At 54.6% G+C, this 18,192-nt stretch carries 16 protein-coding genes and 1 riboswitch; of the genes, 8 read left to right on the top strand and 8 right to left on the bottom strand.

All coding sequences use genetic code 11. The annotated features are described in order from the left end of the window. Position 1: 1 nt before the first annotated feature. Together moaB and moaA are read right to left on the bottom strand one after the other, a co-directional pair. Entirely contained in the window at positions 2-514 is a 513-nt protein-coding gene (moaB, locus tag DBY68_RS06655) for a molybdenum cofactor biosynthesis protein B (protein ID WP_108473829.1), read from the bottom strand. Between the two features lie 21 nt (positions 515-535). Further along, on the bottom strand, positions 536-1,525 hold the full coding sequence (gene moaA / locus DBY68_RS06650) for a GTP 3',8-cyclase MoaA (protein ID WP_108473830.1): 990 nt from the start codon (positions 1,523-1,525) through the stop codon (positions 536-538). Continuing rightward, a riboswitch (molybdenum cofactor riboswitch) is annotated at positions 1,513-1,660 on the bottom strand. It overlaps the preceding gene by 13 nt. A 225-nt stretch (positions 1,661-1,885) precedes the next feature. On the opposite strand from moaA, the gene yvcK reads away from it, so the two are divergent. From yvcK to pmrB, 4 genes are all read left to right on the top strand, one after another. Further along, complete coding sequence (gene yvcK / locus DBY68_RS06645) at positions 1,886-2,794, top strand: uridine diphosphate-N-acetylglucosamine-binding protein YvcK (RefSeq protein WP_108473831.1); 909 nt, start codon at positions 1,886-1,888, stop codon at positions 2,792-2,794. A gap of 76 nt (positions 2,795-2,870) precedes the next feature. Next, positions 2,871-4,505 carry a phosphoethanolamine transferase EptA gene (eptA, locus tag DBY68_RS06640; RefSeq protein WP_108473832.1) on the top strand — a complete coding sequence of 545 codons (1,635 nt, stop codon included), beginning with the start codon at positions 2,871-2,873 and terminating at the stop codon, positions 4,503-4,505. Between the two features lie 4 nt (positions 4,506-4,509). After that, complete coding sequence (gene pmrA, locus DBY68_RS06635; protein WP_108473833.1) at positions 4,510-5,181, top strand: two-component system response regulator PmrA; 672 nt, start codon at positions 4,510-4,512, stop codon at positions 5,179-5,181. Positions 5,182-5,184: 3 nt separating this feature from the next. Further along, positions 5,185-6,327 (top strand): two-component system sensor histidine kinase PmrB, encoded by a 1,143-nt coding sequence (gene pmrB, locus DBY68_RS06630; RefSeq protein ID WP_108473834.1) that lies wholly within the window; start codon positions 5,185-5,187, stop codon positions 6,325-6,327. Between the two features lie 136 nt (positions 6,328-6,463). On the opposite strand, the gene uvrB is transcribed toward pmrB, so the two are convergent. Continuing rightward, complete coding sequence (uvrB, locus tag DBY68_RS06625) at positions 6,464-8,485, bottom strand: excinuclease ABC subunit UvrB (protein ID WP_108473835.1); 2,022 nt, start codon at positions 8,483-8,485, stop codon at positions 6,464-6,466. Positions 8,486-9,234: 749 nt separating this feature from the next. On the opposite strand from uvrB, the gene DBY68_RS06615 reads away from it, so the two are divergent. Further along, positions 9,235-9,957, top strand: coding sequence for an ATP-binding cassette domain-containing protein (locus DBY68_RS06615; protein ID WP_108473836.1), 723 nt, complete (start codon positions 9,235-9,237; stop codon positions 9,955-9,957). Here the strand turns inward: DBY68_RS06615 and bioD are convergent. From bioD to bioB, 4 genes are read right to left on the bottom strand one after another with little or no spacing between them, the layout of a single operon-like run. Further along, positions 9,923-10,621, bottom strand: a complete 699-nt coding sequence (gene bioD, locus DBY68_RS06610) for a dethiobiotin synthase (RefSeq protein ID WP_108473837.1) — start codon at positions 10,619-10,621, stop codon at positions 9,923-9,925. The two genes, DBY68_RS06615 and bioD, sit on opposite strands and share 35 nt — an antisense overlap. Further along, positions 10,614-11,369 carry a malonyl-ACP O-methyltransferase BioC gene (gene bioC / locus DBY68_RS06605; RefSeq protein ID WP_108473838.1) on the bottom strand — a complete coding sequence of 252 codons (756 nt, stop codon included), beginning with the start codon at positions 11,367-11,369 and terminating at the stop codon, positions 10,614-10,616. The genes bioD and bioC overlap by 8 nt, the downstream gene beginning before the upstream one ends. Then, positions 11,353-12,510: an 8-amino-7-oxononanoate synthase gene (gene bioF / locus DBY68_RS06600; protein ID WP_108473839.1), complete on the bottom strand. Its 1,158-nt coding sequence runs from the start codon at positions 12,508-12,510 to the stop codon at positions 11,353-11,355. The genes bioC and bioF overlap by 17 nt, the downstream gene beginning before the upstream one ends. Then, positions 12,507-13,547, bottom strand: a complete 1,041-nt coding sequence (gene bioB, locus DBY68_RS06595; RefSeq protein WP_108473840.1) for a biotin synthase BioB — start codon at positions 13,545-13,547, stop codon at positions 12,507-12,509. Before bioB ends, bioF begins: the two co-directional genes overlap by 4 nt. An 84-nt stretch (positions 13,548-13,631) precedes the next feature. On the opposite strand from bioB, the gene bioA reads away from it, so the two are divergent. The 3 genes from bioA to DBY68_RS06580 all read left to right on the top strand — a co-directional run bounded on the left by bioA (position 13,632) and on the right by DBY68_RS06580 (position 16,913). Further along, complete coding sequence (gene bioA / locus DBY68_RS06590; RefSeq protein ID WP_108473841.1) at positions 13,632-14,921, top strand: adenosylmethionine--8-amino-7-oxononanoate transaminase; 1,290 nt, start codon at positions 13,632-13,634, stop codon at positions 14,919-14,921. Between the two features lie 65 nt (positions 14,922-14,986). Then, positions 14,987-15,463: a kinase inhibitor gene (locus tag DBY68_RS06585; RefSeq protein WP_108473842.1), complete on the top strand. Its 477-nt coding sequence runs from the start codon at positions 14,987-14,989 to the stop codon at positions 15,461-15,463. A 166-nt stretch (positions 15,464-15,629) separates the two neighbouring features. Beyond that, positions 15,630-16,913 carry a putative acyl-CoA thioester hydrolase gene (locus DBY68_RS06580; RefSeq protein WP_108473843.1) on the top strand — a complete coding sequence of 428 codons (1,284 nt, stop codon included), beginning with the start codon at positions 15,630-15,632 and terminating at the stop codon, positions 16,911-16,913. 168 nt (positions 16,914-17,081) lie between these two features. Here the strand turns inward: DBY68_RS06580 and pgl are convergent, their stop codons facing one another. After that, positions 17,082-18,077: a 6-phosphogluconolactonase gene (pgl, locus tag DBY68_RS06575; RefSeq protein ID WP_108473844.1), complete on the bottom strand. Its 996-nt coding sequence runs from the start codon at positions 18,075-18,077 to the stop codon at positions 17,082-17,084. Positions 18,078-18,192: the final 115 nt, after the last annotated feature.

Genomic DNA, 18,192 nt, shown 5'->3' with positions numbered 1-18,192 from the left:
TTTATTTCTTCAGATGAGGGTAGAAGTTACACGGACGGGTGCGGGAATCGAGTTGCGCCGCAATAATATTTTCCCACGCGGTGCGGCACGCTTTGGTCGAACCCGGCATGGCGAAAATCAGCGTCCGGTTGGCCATCCCGGCAATGGCGCGGGATTGCAGCGTGGCGGTGCCAATCTCTTCAAAAGAGAGCATGCGAAATACTTCGCCGAAGCCTTCGATTTCACGATCGAACAGTGGAAGCAGTGCTTCCGGTGCCTGGTCGCCGTCGGTCAGGCCGGTGCCACCGGTAATAAGCACCACCTGCACGTCATCGCGCGCAATCCATTCAGAAACTTTCGCGCGAATCGCGTAGCGGTTCTCTTTAACCATCGCTTTGTCGACGACTGTGTGGCCCGCCTCCTGCGCGGAATCACGCAGATAATGGCCAGAGGTGTCATCCTCTTCACCACGACGGCTGGAAATAGTAAGAATAGCGATACGGGTGGGGAAAAATTCAGTGCTCGCCTGACTCATTTAACACTCCTTGAAAACGAATTAGCCACCAATCCAGGACAGGTTCTGGGTGATCCCGGTGTTGCCCTGGTGCAGGAAGTGGGTCTGCTTCTTATGGGTTAACGCTTCTGCGATGCGCGCCTCAAGTTCCTGCTGCTGGGCGTCGGCCACTAACAGGTCACGAAGGTCTACGCCGCCCTCGCCGAAAAGGCATAAATGCAGTTTGCCCACGGAAGAGACGCGCAGACGGTTACAGGTAGCGCAAAAGTCTTTTTCATACGGCATGATTAAGCCGATTTCCCCTTCATAGTCGGGATGACAAAAGACCTGCGCCGGGCCGTCGCTGCGCTGTCGGATCTGATGTATCCAGCCGCGTTTGAGCAGTTGGTCACGCAGCACCATCCCGGAGATATGGTGTTTACGGAACAGGTCGCCGCCGTCGCCGGTTTCCATCAGTTCGATAAATCGGAGTTGAATGCGGCGCGGTTTGATCCACGCCAGAAAGGTGTCGAGCTGGTGATGGTTTACATCGCGCATCAGCACGGTGTTGACCTTCACCTTTTCAAAGCCGGCAGTGAAGGCGGCGTCGATACCGTCCATCACCTGGCGGAATTTGTCCTGACCGGTAATCGCGTGAAACTGACGCGCATCAAGGCTGTCGACGCTGACGTTCAGCGCCGTCAGGCCCGCTTCGCGCCAGGCGGCAACATCGCGCGCCATACGGTAACCATTGGTGGTCACGGCAATCTGTTTGATGGCCGCGTTTTCTCTTACTGCTGCGATGATGTCGACAAAGTCGCGACGCAGGCTCGGCTCGCCGCCGGTGAGACGCACTTTTTCGGTACCCAGCGCGGAGAACGCACGGGTAACCCGCCGCACTTCATCCAGCGACAAAAAGCCATTGTTAGTGACTTCGCCCGGCTTGTAGCCGTTGGGCAGACAGTAGGTACAACGGAAGTTGCACACATCGGTTATCGACAGACGCAGATAAAAGAACCTGCGCGCGAACGCATCAGTAAGTTGTGAAGCCATAGACACCTTTCCAAATACGGGAGGCGAGGTCATTTCTTCCTTCGCCCTGGTGATGTTCAGTAAAGCCTGGAGCATCACGGCCAAAACGCCTTATCTTTCGACTTAGGCACAGAGGCTAGAGTGTTTTTCAGCAATGTTGCTGAAAGGGATTATGCCGATAGTAGCGCGAGATGGACAACTTCGCCATTTTCGCTTTCGCTATATAAAGTGGTACATAGCGACATGATCGTGCACTTTCCCTACAGAATACGCATAAATCAGGCTTTTGCATTGATATACGTCATTTTGCCCGGCGTGCGGCATCGTCTTTTGGGAGTAGTTACGCTAATGTAAGCAGATGTTCCAACATAAGGAAGTTGTATGCGCAATCGCACTCTGGCCGATCTCGATCGCGTCGTCGCCCTTGGGGGTGGACATGGATTAGGGCGGGTGATGTCTTCACTCTCCTCTCTCGGCTCTCGTTTAACCGGTATCGTTACTACCACTGATAATGGTGGCTCGACCGGCCGTATTCGTCGCTCTGAAGGCGGCATCGCCTGGGGCGACATGCGTAACTGCATTAACCAGTTGATCACCGAACCCAGCGTAGCGTCCGCCATGTTTGAGTACCGTTTTGGCGGCAATGGCGAACTTTCCGGTCATAACCTCGGAAATTTAATGTTAAAGGCGCTGGACCACCTGAGCGTTCGGCCTTTAGAGGCGATCAATTTAATAAGAAATCTGCTTAAAGTTGAAGCGTCGTTAATTCCCATGTCGGAACAACCTGTCGATCTGATGGCGATTGATCAGGAGGGTCATGAAGTCTACGGGGAAGTGAATATCGATCAACTGCCGTTGCCACCGCAGCAACTGATGCTTACACCTTCGGTTAGTGCGACGCGTGAAGCGGTGCAGGCGATTGGCGAAGCGGATCTTATCTTAATCGGCCCCGGCAGTTTTTATACCAGCCTGCTGCCCGCCTTATTGTTGAGCGATGTGGCTCAGGCGCTGCGCCGTACGCCTGCGCCAATGGTCTATATCGGTAATTTAGGCCGCGAGCTCAGCCCGGCGGCAGCCAGCCTGACCCTTGCGAAAAAACTCGACATTCTTGAGCATTATGTTGGGAAACCGGTGATTGATGCGGTAGTCGTTGGGCCGAAAGTCGATACCACTGGCATTGGCAGTCGTGTCGTCATTCAGGAGCCGCTGGAAGCCAGCGATATCCGCTATCGTCACGATCGTCAGCTATTGCACGACGCTCTGGAAAAGGCGCTTCAGGCGTTAGGCTAGCGTTCCTTAAAATCTTAAGGTTGTCTTAAAAAATACCCGGCACCATAGCGAGCATCATTTATCCAGGAAGATCGCTATGTTGCGCTATTTACGCTATCGCCCCGCCGTTAGCCGCTTAACTTATATTCTGCTTTTTGCGCTTTATATTGCGCTGGCACTGAACGTTGCGTTTTATCGCCAGGCCTGGACCCTACTCCCCGTAAATAGCGTCCATAACGCGCTGGTGTTCTTTACCATGCCACTGGTCGCCTTTTCGGTGATGGTGATTTGTCTGGCGCTGGCCTCCTTCCTGCGGCTGGAAAAAGTACTGGCGACGCTGTTTATTTTACTCAGCGCATCGGCGCAATATTTTATATTGACCTTCGGCGTGATTATCGACCGGTCGATGATTACCAATATTCTCGATACCACTCCGGCGGAAAGTTATGCTCTGATGTCGGGCAAGATGATTCTTACGCTGCTTTTTACCGCTGCACTTTTCGTCGCGCTTGCGTGGTGGATAAAAATAAAACCGGCAACACGAAAATGGCGCGAGGCCGGGCTGCGAGGCGCGTCGGTGCTGGTTTCTGTAGTACTTATTGTGATGGTAGCGGCTCTCTTTTATAAAGACTACGCCTCACTGTTCCGCAACAATAAGGAGCTGGTGAAGTCACTTAATCCTTCTAACAGCATCACCGCGATCAACTCCTGGTATACCCACAATAAAATGGATAACCTACCGCTGGTACGCATCGGCGAAGACGCAAAACAAAAAACGTCGATGCAAAACGGGCCGCGTAAGAACCTGACCATTTTGATTGTCGGCGAAACTTCACGCGCAGACGATTTCTCCCTCGGCGGCTATTCACGCGAAACCAATCCACGACTCGCGCAGGATAACGTCGTCTATTTTCCCAGAACCACGTCCTGCGGTACCGCCACCGCCGTTTCAGTTCCGTGCATGTTTTCTAATATGCCGCGGGCCCATTATAACGAGCAACTGGCTCATCATCAGGAAGGCCTGTTGGATATCGCGCAACGCGCAGGTATTCAGGTACAGTGGAATGAGAATGATGGCGGATGCAAAGGCGCATGCGATCGTGTACCGCATCAGAATATGAACGCACTAAACTTACCTGGTCAGTGTATTGACGGTGAATGTTATGATGAAGTGCTATTCCACGATCTTGCTAACGATATTGATAAATTAAACGGTGATGGGCTAATTGTGTTACACACTATTGGCAGCCATGGCCCAACCTATTACAACCGTTATCCAAAGGAATTTCGTAAATTCACGCCAACCTGCGATACCAATGAAATTCAGTCCTGCACTCAGGAACAACTGGTTAACACGTACGATAACACCGTGCTGTACGTGGATTATATCGTCGATAAAGCGATTAAATTATTGCAATCTAAACAGGATAAATTCACCACCAGCCTGGTTTATCTCTCAGATCACGGGGAATCACTGGGTGAAAATGGCATTTACCTGCACGGACTGCCCTATTCCATTGCGCCGGATACGCAAAAACATGTGCCAATGCTGGTGTGGCTGTCAGATGATTATCAGAAACGTTATGGCGTGAATTACGACTGTCTGAAAAAAGAATCGACACAAAATGAATATTCTCAGGACAATCTCTTCTCTACGATGTTGGGTATACTGGGCGTAGAGACCACTGAATATCGCGCGGCTGATGACATACTTAAGACGTGCAGAGGATAACGAAATGAAAATTTTAGTCGTGGAAGATGACGCGCTGTTATTACAGGGTTTAATTCTGGCGATGCAAAGTGAAGGTTACGCCTGTGATGGCGTAACCACCGCACGTCAGGCGGAGCTTAGCCTGCAATCCGGGCTCTACAGTTTGATTGTGCTGGATTTAGGCCTGCCAGACGAAGACGGGCTGCATTTCCTCTCGCGTATTCGCCAGCAAAAATGCAGCCTGCCGGTATTGATTCTTACCGCTCGCGATACCCTCGACGATCGTATCAGCGGCCTCGATACCGGCGCGGACGATTATCTGGTGAAACCCTTTGCGCTTGAAGAGCTCAACGCCCGCATTCGCGCCCTGTTACGTCGTCATTATAATCAGGGCGAAAACGAAATCACGGTGGCGAACATACGTCTTAACACCACGCGCCGTCAGGTCTGGCTGGACGAACAACTGCTGGAACTGACCCCAAAAGAGTTTGCCCTGCTCTCGCGCCTGATGCAGAAAGCCGGTAGCCCGGTACATCGCGAAATTCTCTACAACGATATTTATAACTGGGATAACGAGCCATCGACCAATACGCTGGAAGTCCATATTCACAATCTGCGCGATAAAGTCGGCAAGTCACGAATTCGCACGGTCAGGGGTTTCGGTTATCTTTTGGAAAACAGCGAGGTGACAGATTAACGTATGCCTCTTTTCGCAATCCGAAAATGGCCGATGCGCCATCAGCTTTTACTGACCGTCGGTATCATTCTGCTGGTTTTTCAGGTTATCAGCGTTTTCTGGCTCTGGCATGAAAGCAAGGAGCAGATTGACCTGGAGGTTGCCAGCATCCTGAAAGGCCACAACAACGCCAAACATATTCAGCATGAAGTTCGCGAAGCGGTTGCCAGCTTGCTGGTACCGAGCCTGGTGATTATTGGCCTGGCGCTGTTTGTCTGTTTGAAAGCGGTAAAACGCATTACCCGCCCGCTGTCTGACCTGCAAAAAGAGCTCGATGCGCGTACTCCGGATAATTTACAACCTATCCATCTGGAAAAAAACGTTCTGGAGGTGGATGCGGTAACATCCGCCATCAACCAACTGGTGGCGCGACTGACGCAAACACTCGATCGCGAACGATTGTTCACCGCTGATGTGGCCCATGAACTGCGCACTCCGCTGGCTGGGTTACGCCTGCATCTTGAACTCATCGAAAAAGCACATGCCATAAACATTGGGCCACTGATTCAACGTCTGGATCAAATGACTAACAGCGTCACGCAGTTACTGCAACTTGCGCGCGTCGGCCAGTCATTTTCTGCCGGGAGCTATCAGCGCGTTGAGTTAATGGCGGATGTCATTTTGCCGCTGAAGGATGAGCTTGAATCGATGCTGAAAGGACGCGAACAGACGCTGGTAATAACCGAAAACGTCCCCCCCACTGTGGTTGCAGGCGACGCCACATTGATAAAGGTGATGGTGCGTAACCTCGTCGAAAACGCGTATCGCTACAGCCCCACCCATTCAACCATTACCCTGTCGGCTGCCGCATCACCGACGCCAATGTTAGTTGTCGAAGATGAAGGTCCAGGCATTGATGAATCGAAAGTGGGCGAACTAAGCCAGGCGTTTGTACGCATGGACAGCCGCTATGGCGGAATTGGGCTGGGGTTAAGTATTGTCACGCGTATTGCACAACTGCACGAAGCAGCATTTTATTTGCAAAATCGCGAAGAGAGAAGCGGCACGCGGGCGTGGATTGCCTTCACACCCGCGAACCTGAAACCGAAGTTAAAAAGTCAGAACCCAGTGGCAGAGAAAACCAACGACAATCAGGCCGGAAAGTAACACAGTTAGAGATTGCTGAACGTTTAGATTTGACATGGAACTCTCCTCTTATTGATGAGGAAATTATCCATGTTGCATATTAAGCAAACATTAAGGCTGGCATTGCTCCATGTGATGCCAGCCTCAGTTTTTGAGGTTATGACGCAGCGATAAACAATTCACGTAGCTGATGAAGTTTATCGCGGATCTCGGCGGCTTCTTCAAATTCCAGATTCTGCGCGTGCTGCAACATTTGCGCCTCCAGAGACTGAATTTGCTGCTGTAATGCTTTCGGCGTCAGCACCTGATCCGCTTCAACAATTTGCGCACTGCCGCGAGACTTGCCACGACCTTTGGTTTTGGTTTTCGCCAGCCCCTCACCCAGCGCCAGAATATCGACCACTTTCTTGTTCAGACCCTGCGGAACAATACCGTGCTCGTCGTTGTAACGCTGCTGCTTCTCACGACGACGTTCTGTTTCACCGATAGCCTTCGCCATCGATGGTGTGATTTTATCGCCATACAGAATGGCTTTACCGTTGATGTTACGCGCGGCGCGCCCAATGGTCTGGATAAGCGAGCGTTCGGAACGCAGGAAGCCCTCTTTATCGGCATCCAGAATCGCCACCAGCGACACCTCTGGCATATCGAGACCTTCTCGCAACAGGTTGATGCCCACCAGCACATCGAACTCGCCAAGCCGCAAATCACGAATAATTTCCATACGCTCGACGGTGTCGATATCTGAGTGCAGGTAGCGCACACGTTCACCGTGTTCTTCAAGATATTCGGTGAGATCTTCCGCCATCCGCTTGGTCAACGTCGTGACCAGCACGCGCTCGTTAATCGCCGTGCGCAGGCGAATTTCCGATAGCAGGTCATCGACCTGCGTCGCCACCGGACGCACTTCAATCACGGGATCCAATAGGCCAGTAGGACGCACCACCTGATCGATAACGTCGCCGCCGGATTTCTCCAGCTCATAGTTCCCCGGTGTCGCAGACACGTAAATCGTTTGCGGCGCGAGGGCTTCAAACTCTTCAAACTTCAGCGGGCGGTTATCGAGTGCTGACGGCAGACGAAAACCATACTCTACCAGCGTCTCTTTACGCGCCCGGTCGCCGCGATACATGCCGCCAATTTGCGGAATGGTCACGTGGGATTCATCAATGACCAGAAGGCCGTCCGCCGGAAGGTAGTCAAACAGCGTCGGCGGCGGTTCACCCGGCCCGCGTCCCGAGAGATAACGCGAGTAGTTTTCAATGCCCGAGCAGTAGCCCAGTTCATTCATCATTTCGAGGTCAAACTGCGTGCGCTGGCTGAGCCGCTGCTCTTCAAGCAGTTTGTTGTTTTCCAATAACACTTTACGGCGATCCACCAGTTCGTCTTTGATCTCTTCCATCGCCTGTACGATGCGCTCACGCGGGGTGACGTAGTGCGTTTTGGGATAGACCGTAAAACGTTGAATGGTGCCCTCTACGTGGCCCGTCAGTGGGTCAAACAGCGACAGGCGCTCGACTTCTTCATCAAACAGTTCAACGCGCAGCGCCAGGTCTTCTGATTCCGCCGGGAAAATATCGATAACCTCGCCGCGTACGCGGAAGGTACCACGCTGGAAGGCCTGGTCGTTGCGCGCGTATTGAAGCTCGGCCAGCCGCCGCAGAATAGCGCGCTGGTCGATAATCATGCCGACCGTCAGGTGCAGCATCATTTTCAGGTAGAGATCCGGATCGCCCAACCCGTAAATAGCCGATACGGAAGCCACCACAATGACATCACGACGTTCAAGCAAAGCTTTGGTGGCCGACAAACGCATCTGTTCAATGTGTTCGTTCACCGACGCATCTTTCTCGATGAAGGTGTCTGAACTGGGAACGTAGGCTTCCGGCTGGTAGTAATCGTAGTAGGAGACGAAAAACTCAACGGCGTTTTCAGGGAAAAACTCTTTCATCTCGCCATAAAGCTGCGCCGCCAGCGTTTTGTTTGGCGCCAGCACCATCGTTGGGCGCTGGAGATCGGCAATAACGTTAGCCACGGTGAACGTTTTCCCCGAGCCGGTTACCCCCAACAGCGTTTGATGTGCGAGACCATCTTCCAGCCCCTCTTTCAGGCGCGCGATGGCATCAGGCTGGTCGCCAGAGGGTTGAAAGGCCGAATGCAATTTGAACGGTTTACTCATTAACAAGGCTACCTGGTGGCGGGTTGATCGGGCAGGTGATTAATTTTACTCCTCAGCGCAAAATTTGCCAACAAAAAACACTGGATATAAAAACAGTAACACATTATGGTATTGCTGTTACGCCGTCCTGAACCCACGTTTAGCGGCTGAAATTTGCGCTCTGGCAGGATAAAAAAACTCCCTGCCGAGGTTATCCCCAGAACTTTTTCTGTTTTAACATTTGTCAATATGTGTCATGAAACTTTTATGTCAGTGAGCCACGCTTTCAACCGGGCCATTGCTTTTATTCATCTTACTGATAATAAAAGAGAAGATTGAAAAGCCGCGTTTCGCATCAATTTACTGGCAAGCCGCGTATTCTCTCGTCTGCCGAAGGTTTTCTAACTCTAATACACAAGGTTATCCACAGGAATAGTGGATAAGTGTCTGGAGCCCCTATCCCCTGTCACTCGGGCGTTTTCGTCGATCGCCGCAAAAGCGAGGGGTAAAAATTTTTTATCGTTAAATTTTGATTTTTATCAGCGAAAATCATCATGTGCTTTCTGCGTGACGGCCTTCACATTTTCGTATAAATTTTGCACAGCATTTGCGGGTTATTGCGCCAGTGCTATGCAGTTCCCTCTCTCCAACTCATTCCTCTTTCTTAAGTTAATTCTTAAAAATCAGCCGTTATGCTGAGGAATATCCGTTCTGGCAAGAGAATTGCAATCTTCTTTCGTGACCCCGTCTTTTGGCTTGAGGAGAACACGATGTTGAGTTTGCATGCAGTCAATCATTTCTACGGAAACCAGCACACACTCTGGAACATCGATCTCGAATTGGCTTCCGGCGAGTGCACCTGCTTAATCGGCCTTCCCGGCACGGGGAAAACCACACTGGTGAACTGTATTACCGGTCATCAGCCCATTGAAAGCGGCAGCATGATTTGGCAGCAAACCGGTTCGCCCCCCTGCGATTTAATGCCCCTATCGCCCGTGCGGCGCACAACGCTTGGGATCGGGTACGTGCCTCAGGATAAACGCATTTTTTCGCAGCTTAGCGTGGAAGAGAATTTGCTGATTGCTCTCAAAGCGGCGGGGGAAAACAGCGGAACAGTGAGTCCGGAAATTTACGCACTCTTCCCCTCTCTGTATGCGCTCAGGCAACTTAAGGGCTCTGCTCTCACGGAGGATGACCGTTATCAATTAGCCCTGGCCTGCGCGATGGTCACACGGCCACGGCTGCTGATCCTGGATGAGCCGACGCGCGGCGTGGGCCACGCGTTTATCCATCGGCTGGGGGATTTGCTGCTGCGCCTGAATCGGGAGATTGGGCTGACGATATTGCTCGCAGAACAGCAGCTTCCGTTTATTCAGCGCGTGGCAGACCGTTTCTGCCTGTTACATCGCGGCAGAAACGTGGCCCAGGGCGGCGTGGCGCAGCTTGATGAGCAGTTGATTAAAACGTGGATGACGCCCGGGACAGGGCACTGAGGTCAAGATACTGACCCAGGTCGTGCTCTGCCAGCGTCGCGCCCAGCCAGGGGATTTCGCCCAGCATCGGCGCATCAATCATCCGTTGCAGCGTCGCCAGATAGGGCTGGTGACGCTTCCCTGGCTGCTCGACATCATTGGCTATCCAGCCCGCCAGCTTCAGGCCAGCCTGCTTGACGGCCTGCACGGTCAGGAGCGCATGGTTGATACAGCCCAGCTTCATGCCGACCACCAGAATCACCGGCAATTGCTCGCGCTGCACCCAATCCGCAAACGTCAGATGGGGCGAAAGCGGCGTATACCAGCCACCCGCGCCTTCCACTAATACCCAATCCGCCTGCGCTTCCAGCGTGCGCAGACCCGCCGACAGAACATCCGCTTCGATCGGGCGCTGTTCCACCTCGCTGATAATGTGCGGCGACGTGGGTTCAGCGAAGGTGTAGGGATTCACCACGTCATAGGCCAACGGCAGCACGCTATTGCGCTGCAATGCCAGCGCATCACTGTTACGCAGTCCGTCAGGCGTTTCATCGCTGCCAGAAGCGACAGGTTTGTAGCCTGCTGTCCGGTATCCGAGTGCCCGCGCGGCCTGTAGCAGTGCTGTGCTGGCCACCGTTTTCCCCACTTCCGTGTCAGTGCCGCTAACAAAATAACGTTTAATCACGCGTAATCACTCCAGAAAAAAGATGGTAGGTCAGCGGGCATTGCCCCTCAACTTTTGGCCACGCCAGCTGCAGCTGCTGAAGTTTGCTGCGGGTTAACGGCTCGCGCGCCCGGCCTTCATGCAGATGCGTCGCGCCAATGCCTTTCAAAGAGCGCATCGCGCTCAGCGCATCAGGGAAGAGCAGCGTTATTGAGCGGGCACTACTGTGCTGCTGCCAGCCCGCCTGCGCCTGTCGAAGTGTCTCCTCCGGCAGAAAACGGTTCGCATGGGGGTGCGCATCCACCGCCTGCCAGGCCTGATTCAGCTCGGGCAACGATCCAGCGGTCAGCGTGGTGAAGGCCAGTACGCCACCGGGACGCAACTGGCGATAAAGCTCGGCCAGCGCAATGCGGATATCGCTGCACCACTGCACAGCAAGATTGCTCCACACCAGGTCAAACCCGGCGTCGGGCAACGGAATGGCTTCAATATCCGCCTGCAAGTAGTGCTGTGCCGCCTGCTGCTGGCGCGCCTGCACAAGCATTTCAGCGCAGAGATCCAGCGCGGTGACTTCACAGCCCTGTTCACGCCAGTAGCGGCTATAGCTACCGGGGCCGCAGCCGGCGTCCAGTACACGGGCAAACGTGCGCACCGGGAGTTGTTCAAGCAGATGTGACGCGCTCTGGCGCTGAAGTTCGTTAAACTGGTGATAGTGCGTCGCCGCGCGGCCAAAGGCCGCCGCCACCGCCTGTTTATTCACGGACGCCATGCAGCACCTCCAGCAATGTGTCGATATCTTCTCGTGTATGTGCCGCCGTGAGGGTTAAACGCAAACGCGCGGTTCCGGCGGGTACGGTCGGTGGGCGGATTGCCGTCACCCAACAGCCTTTTTCGCGCAGCGTTTTCGCCAGGGCAAGCGTACGCGCGTTCTCGCCGACAATCAGCGGCTGAATAGCGCTATCCGATGGCGTGAGTTGATAGTCCAGCCCCTGCGCGCCCGCGCGAAAATGTGCGATATGCTGCGCCAGGACTTCCCGCCGCTCGTCGCCCTCACTGCTGCGAATCACGTCAAGAGACGCACGCAGCGCCACCGCTTGTGCCGGGGGCATCGAGGTGCTGTAAATCAGATGACGGGCAAACTGCAGCAGATAATCAGCCAGCGATTCATTACACAGCACCGCCGCACCGCTCAGGCCAAAGGCTTTACCGAAGGTCACCACCAGCAACTCAGGACGCACGCCCTGTTGCCAGCAACTTCCCCGCCCCTGCGGGCCCTTCACGCCGATACCGTGCGCGTCATCCACCATCAGCCATGCGCCTGCCTGCGTGGTCTCCTCAGCGACGTTCGCCAACGGCGCGCTATCGCCGTCCATGCTGAAGACACCTTCGGTCACCACTAGTTGCTGCCCCTCGACAGCACTGCTCAGCAAACGCGCCAGATGCTGGCTATCGTTGTGCTGAAAACGGCGTAGCGCCGCCGGGTTTAGCGCCGCAGCTTCCAGCAGCGAGGCATGGCTTAAACGATCGGCGACGATCCGGTCTTTTTCACTCATCAGCGCGGCGATCACCGCCTGATTGGCGGCGAAACCAGAGATAAACAGCAACGCGCGCGGATAGCCCAGCCACTGGGCGAGTTCATTTTCCAGATCGCGATGGGCGTGACTGAACCCGGTGACGTGACCAGAACCGCCGCTGCCTGTGCCGTACTGTTCCGCGCCCTGTTGCCAGGCGCGGATCACCTTAGGGTGCTGGCTCATCCCCAGATAGTCATTACTGGAGAAATTGCGGTAGCGCTGACCTTCACACTCCAGCCAGCGCCCGGCGCCCTGAGCCAGCGGCACACGACGACGCAAGGCATCTGCCTCTCGCCGTTGCGCTAAGGCGCTATCGATGCGTTGCTGCCAGCTCATACCGCCGCCGCGTTGTAATACGTTTCGGTATCCGGCGTCATCAACGCCTGCTCCAGGCGCTGCTGCTGTTCGTTATCGCCCGCGGTAACGGTGGTTTGTTCCGGGTTCAGGCCCAGCTTGCGGAACAGTTGCAGGTCTTTATCTTCTTCCGGGTTCGGCGTCGTCAGCAGTTTGCAGCCGTAGAAAATCGAGTTCGCCCCGGCCATAAAGCACATCGCCTGCGTTTGCTCGTTCATCTGCTCACGTCCGGCAGAAAGGCGCACGTGCGAGGTCGGCATCATGATGCGCGCCACGGCGATAGTGCGAATAAAATCAAAAGCATCAACATCTTCGTTATCCGCAAGCGGCGTGCCCTTCACCTTCACCAGCATGTTGATAGGCACGCTTTCCGGCGGCGTCGGCAGATTCGCCAGTTGCAGCAGCAGGCCCGCGCGATCGGTAACCGTTTCGCCAAGACCCACAATCCCGCCGGAACAGACTTTGATACCGGCATCGCGCACTTTATCCAGCGTATCGAGGCGCTCCTGATAGCTGCGGGTAGTGATGATATTGCCGTAGAATTCCGGCGAGGTGTCCAGGTTGTGGTTGTAGTAGTCGAGCCCCGCCGATGCCAGGCGCTGCGCCTGCGAATCGGACAACGTTCCGAGCGTCATACAGGCTTCCAGGCCCATCTCTTTCACGCCCTGCACCATTTGTTCAAGGTAAGGCATATCGCGCTCGTGCGGGTTTTTCCACGCCGCGCCCATGCAGAAACGGGTGGAACCGGCGAGCTTCGCCTTGCGGGCCGAATCCAGCACCTGCTCCACTTCCATCAGGCGCTCGCTCTCCAGCCCGGTTTTATAGCGCGAGCTTTGCGGGCAATATTTGCAATCTTCCGGGCATGCGCCGGTTTTAATCGACAACAGGGTGCTGACCTGCACCTGGCGCGGGTCAAAATGCTGACGATGGATCTGCTGCGCTTCAAACAGCAAATCAAGCAACGGTTTCTCAAAAAGTTCGGTGACCTGCGACATTGTCCAGCGTAAAGGGTTAGCCATTGGCTTCTCCGGGGGTTTTGTTAATTTTCGGATCGGTTTATACTCGTAAACCTAAAACTTTTCAAAATGGTTTACAAGTCGATTATGACAACGGACGATCTCGCCTTCGATCAACAGCATATCTGGCACCCCTACACCTCGATGAGCGCCCCGCTTCCCGTATACCCGGTGGTTTCCGCACACGGCTGCGAGCTACAACTGGCGAGCGGCGAACAACTGGTTGACGGCATGTCATCGTGGTGGGCCGCAATTCACGGCTACAATCACCCGCGTCTGAATGCGGCGATGAAAGCGCAGATTGACCAGATGTCGCATGTGATGTTTGGTGGCATTACCCATCCCAGCGCGGTGGCGTTGTGCCGCAAGCTGGTGGCGATGACGCCAGAATCGCTGGAATGCGTTTTCCTGGCGGATTCCGGATCCGTGGCGGTGGAAGTGGCGATGAAAATGGCATTGCAGTTCTGGCAGGCCAAAGGCGAACCACGCCAGCGTTTCCTGACCTTTCGCAACGGTTATCACGGCGATACCTTTGGCGCGATGTCGGTCTGCGACCCGGACAACTCCATGCACAGCCTGTGGAAAGGCTACCTGCCGGAAAACCTGTTCGCGCCAGCCCCCGCCAGCCGCTTTGACGGTGAATGGGATGAACGCGATATGGTGGCATTTGCCCGCCTGATGGCCGCGCATCGTCATGAAATTGCGGCGGTGATCCTCGAACCCATTGTGCAGGGCGCGGGCGGGATGCGTATGTATCATCCTGAGTGGCTCAAACGTATTCGTAAGATGTGCGACCGGGAAGGCATTCTCCTGATTGCCGATGAAATCGCGACCGGATTTGGCCGCACCGGAAAACTGTTTGCCTGTGAACATGCGGGTATCACGCCTGATATTCTCTGCCTGGGGAAAGCGATCACTGGCGGCACCATGACCCTTTCCGCCGCGCTCACCACCCGGCTGGTGGCTGAAACCATCAGCAACGGCGAAGCGGGCTGCTTTATGCATGGCCCAACCTTTATGGGTAATCCGCTGGCTTGCGCGGTAGCGACGGAAAGCCTGGCAATTCTGGAGAGCGGGGAATGGCAGCAGCAGGTTGCAGCGATTGAAGAACAGTTATGTCGTGAACTTGCCCCGGCGAAAAGCCTGGCGCAGGTGGCGGATGTTCGCGTGCTGGGGGCGATTGGCGTCGTGGAAACTCGCAAACCGGTGAACATGGCCGCCTTGCAACGCTTCTTTGTCGAACAGGGCGTGTGGATCCGCCCGTTTGGTAAGCTTATCTACCTGATGCCGCCGTATATCATTTCCACAGACCAATTAAGTCGCCTCACCCGCGCGATGTGTGAAGCGCTGGATACTGACACATTTTTTATCGATTAATGCCCGGTAAATGTGCCTCTCTAAGGCTACACTGCTTTATTAATCAGTAGATTAAGGAGGCAATGATGATTTTAGTCAGTCATGACCTGCGTGAGGGCGAAAAACTGCCGCAACGTCAGGTGTTTAATGGCATGGGCTATGAAGGTGACAATCTCTCTCCGCATCTGGCGTGGGATGAAGTTCCGCCAGGCACCAAAAGCTTTGTGGTGACCTGTTTCGACCCTGATGCGCCGACCGGTTCCGGCTGGTGGCACTGGGTCGTGGCAAACCTGCCTGCCGATACGCGCGTGCTGCCGCAGGGCGCGGGTTCCGGCATTGCCGCTCTGCCGGAAGGTGCCGTTCAGACGCGCACCGACTTCGGTAAAGCGGGCTACGGCGGTGCCGCGCCGCCGAAAGGGGAAACGCACCGCTATATCTTTACCGTCCACGCGCTGGATGTGGAACGCATCGACGTTGACGAAAACGCCAGCGGCGCGATGGTTGGCTTTAACGTCCATTTCCATACGCTCGGCAGCGCTTCAATTACGGCCCTGTTCAGCTAATCGGATTGCCGGAATGTATTGCTACATTCCGGCCCTAATCCTGTCTAAAAAACCTTTTACATCAGTCACTGCGCTTTTTTGTGCAGCACATCTTCCCGTTTCGCTCAACTTAGTATAAAAAGGCTGGTTTAAATGGAACCCTTTTACTCAACTAGCCTGGAGCAACATGAACACTTTATCGGTTTCCCGTCTGGCGCTGGCATTGGCTTTCGGCGTGACACTGACTGCTTGCAGCTCAACCCCTGCGGATCAACGCCCGTCTGAACAGGCCGCACCGGGGACGTCATCCCGTCCGGTTTTATCCGCAGATGAAGCGCAAAACTTCGTTGCCGCACGTTACTTCACTGCCCTCGATCCTAATGGCGCGGCCTGGTCGCCGTCTTCTATTAGCACCCCGGCTCAACCTGATTTCGTTGTCGGCGCAGCGGGCCAGCAGGGCGTAACGCACACCTCCATCCAGGCCGCCGTCGATGCCGCCATTGCGCGTCACAGCAGCAAGCGCCAGTACATTGCGATTATGCCGGGCGAGTATCAGGGTACCGTCTATGTTCCAGCGGCTCCGGGCAGCATCACGCTGTACGGTACGGGCGAAAAACCGCTCGACGTGAAAATTGGCCTGGCAATCGACTCCGAAATGGCGCCTGCCGCCTGGCGTCATCTGGTCAACCCGGCCGGAAAATACATGCCGGGCAAACCGTCCTGGTATATGTATGACAACTGCCAGAGCAAACGTAGCGCAACCATCGGCGTGATGTGTTCAGCGGTCTTCTGGTCACAGAACAACGGCCTGCAACTGCAGAATCTGACCATTGAAAATAACCTTGGCGACAGCGTCGATGCCGGTACGCATCAGGCAGTGGCTCTGCGCACCGATGGTGATAAGGTACAAATCAATAAGGTGAACATTCTGGGCCGCCAGAATACCTTCTTTGTGACCAACAGCAGCGTCAACAACCGCCTGCAAAACGACCGTCAGACCCGCACACTGGTGAGCAACAGCTACCTCGAAGGGGATGTGGACATCGTTTCTGGCCGTGGCGCCGTGGTATTCGATAACACCGACTTCCGCGTGGTGAACTCGCGCACTCAGCAGGAAGGCTACGTCTTCGCACCGGCGACTCAGTCAAATATCTATTACGGTTTCCTGGCTATCAACAGTCGCTTTACCGCGTCCGGCGATAACGTTGCACAACTGGGCCGCTCTCTGGACGTTGATGGCAACACCAACGGTCAGGTCGTTATTCGCGACAGCGTAATCAACGAAGGCTTTAACATGGCCAAACCGTGGGCCGACGCGGCAATCTCCAAACGTCCATTCGCAGGTAACACCGGCGCGAAAGACGATAAAGGGAATGTGCAGCGTGACCTGAACGACCGTAACTTCAACCGCATGTGGGAATTCAACAACCGCGGCGTGGGAAGCACGCTCCTGGCAGAGCCGAAGCAGTAAGCTTTACGGTTAGCAAAATTGCCTGATGCGCTACGCTTATCAGGCCTACTATCGGTGTATTTGTAGGCCGGATAAGGCGAAGCCGCATCCGGCATGAACAAAGCGCACTTTGTTAACGAAAAAACCTCGCCGCGGCGAGGTTTTTTATTATCAGCATAAGCTCAACGCTTAATACGCGTTAACCACCACCCACATTGGCCCCTGCCCGACAGCATAACGGCCCTTCTCTTCCAGTAAACCTTGTTCACCTTTGATTTCATACACCGCGATATGATGCGATTTCTGCCCGGCGGCAATCACATATTTACCACTGTGGTCGATGTTGAAACCGCGCGGCTGGGTTTCCGTCGGCTGGAAACCTTCTACTGCCAGCACGCTGCCATCTTCAGAGACGCTGAAAACAGTAATCAGACTGGAAGTACGGTCGCAGGCGTAGAGATGACGACCGTCCGGCGTAATGTGGATATCTGCCGCCCAGCGGGTATCGGAGAAATCAGGCGGCATCATATCCAGCGTCTGTACGCACTCGATTTTGCCGTAGGGATCTTTCAGCTCCCACACATCAACCGAGCTGTTAAGCTCGTTCACGCAATACGCGTACTGCTGATTCGGATGGAACACCAGATGACGCGGGCCCGCCCCTTCAACGGTGGTGACTTCAGCAGGCTCCTGCGCAACCAGATGCCCGTCGTCGCTCAGGGTAAACAGGCAGATGCGATCCTGCTTCAGCGCCGGAACCCACAGGGTACGGTTATCCGGGGAGATGTTCGCCGAGTGACAGCCTTCCAGCCCTTCAACAACATCTACTGTTTCGCGCGGAATACCGTCTTCCAGACGCGTCACGCTGACGCACCCGGCATTATAAGAACCACTGAAGACGAAGTTACCCTGGCGATCGGTTGAAATATGCGTCGGGCTGCCCGGTAGCGGCGCTTCGGCGGCAAATGTCAGTGCACCATCGTCCGGGGCAATACGATAGGCCAGCACGCGAAATTCCGGGCGTACGCCCACATACAGATAACGTTTATCAGGACTTACCACCATCGGCTGCACCTGACCCGGTACATCCACCACCTGAACCAACGTCAGGTTGCCATCATGGCCCAGCGACCAGACGTGGATCTGCTGGCTTTCGGGGCTGGCGGTATAAACGGTTTGTTTCATGACTACACCTCAGAAAATGGAAATCCATTCTACTCCAATAGGTTAACGAATATTGAAGCATAACGTTCAAACGACAATCAGCGATACAACACACCATAACGCGACAAGGAAATCA

Source organism: Pseudocitrobacter sp. RIT415, from assembly GCF_003057695.2.
GTDB lineage: Bacteria > Pseudomonadota > Gammaproteobacteria > Enterobacterales > Enterobacteriaceae > Pseudocitrobacter > Pseudocitrobacter faecalis.
This window is presented reverse-complemented; position numbering and strand designations above follow the sequence as displayed.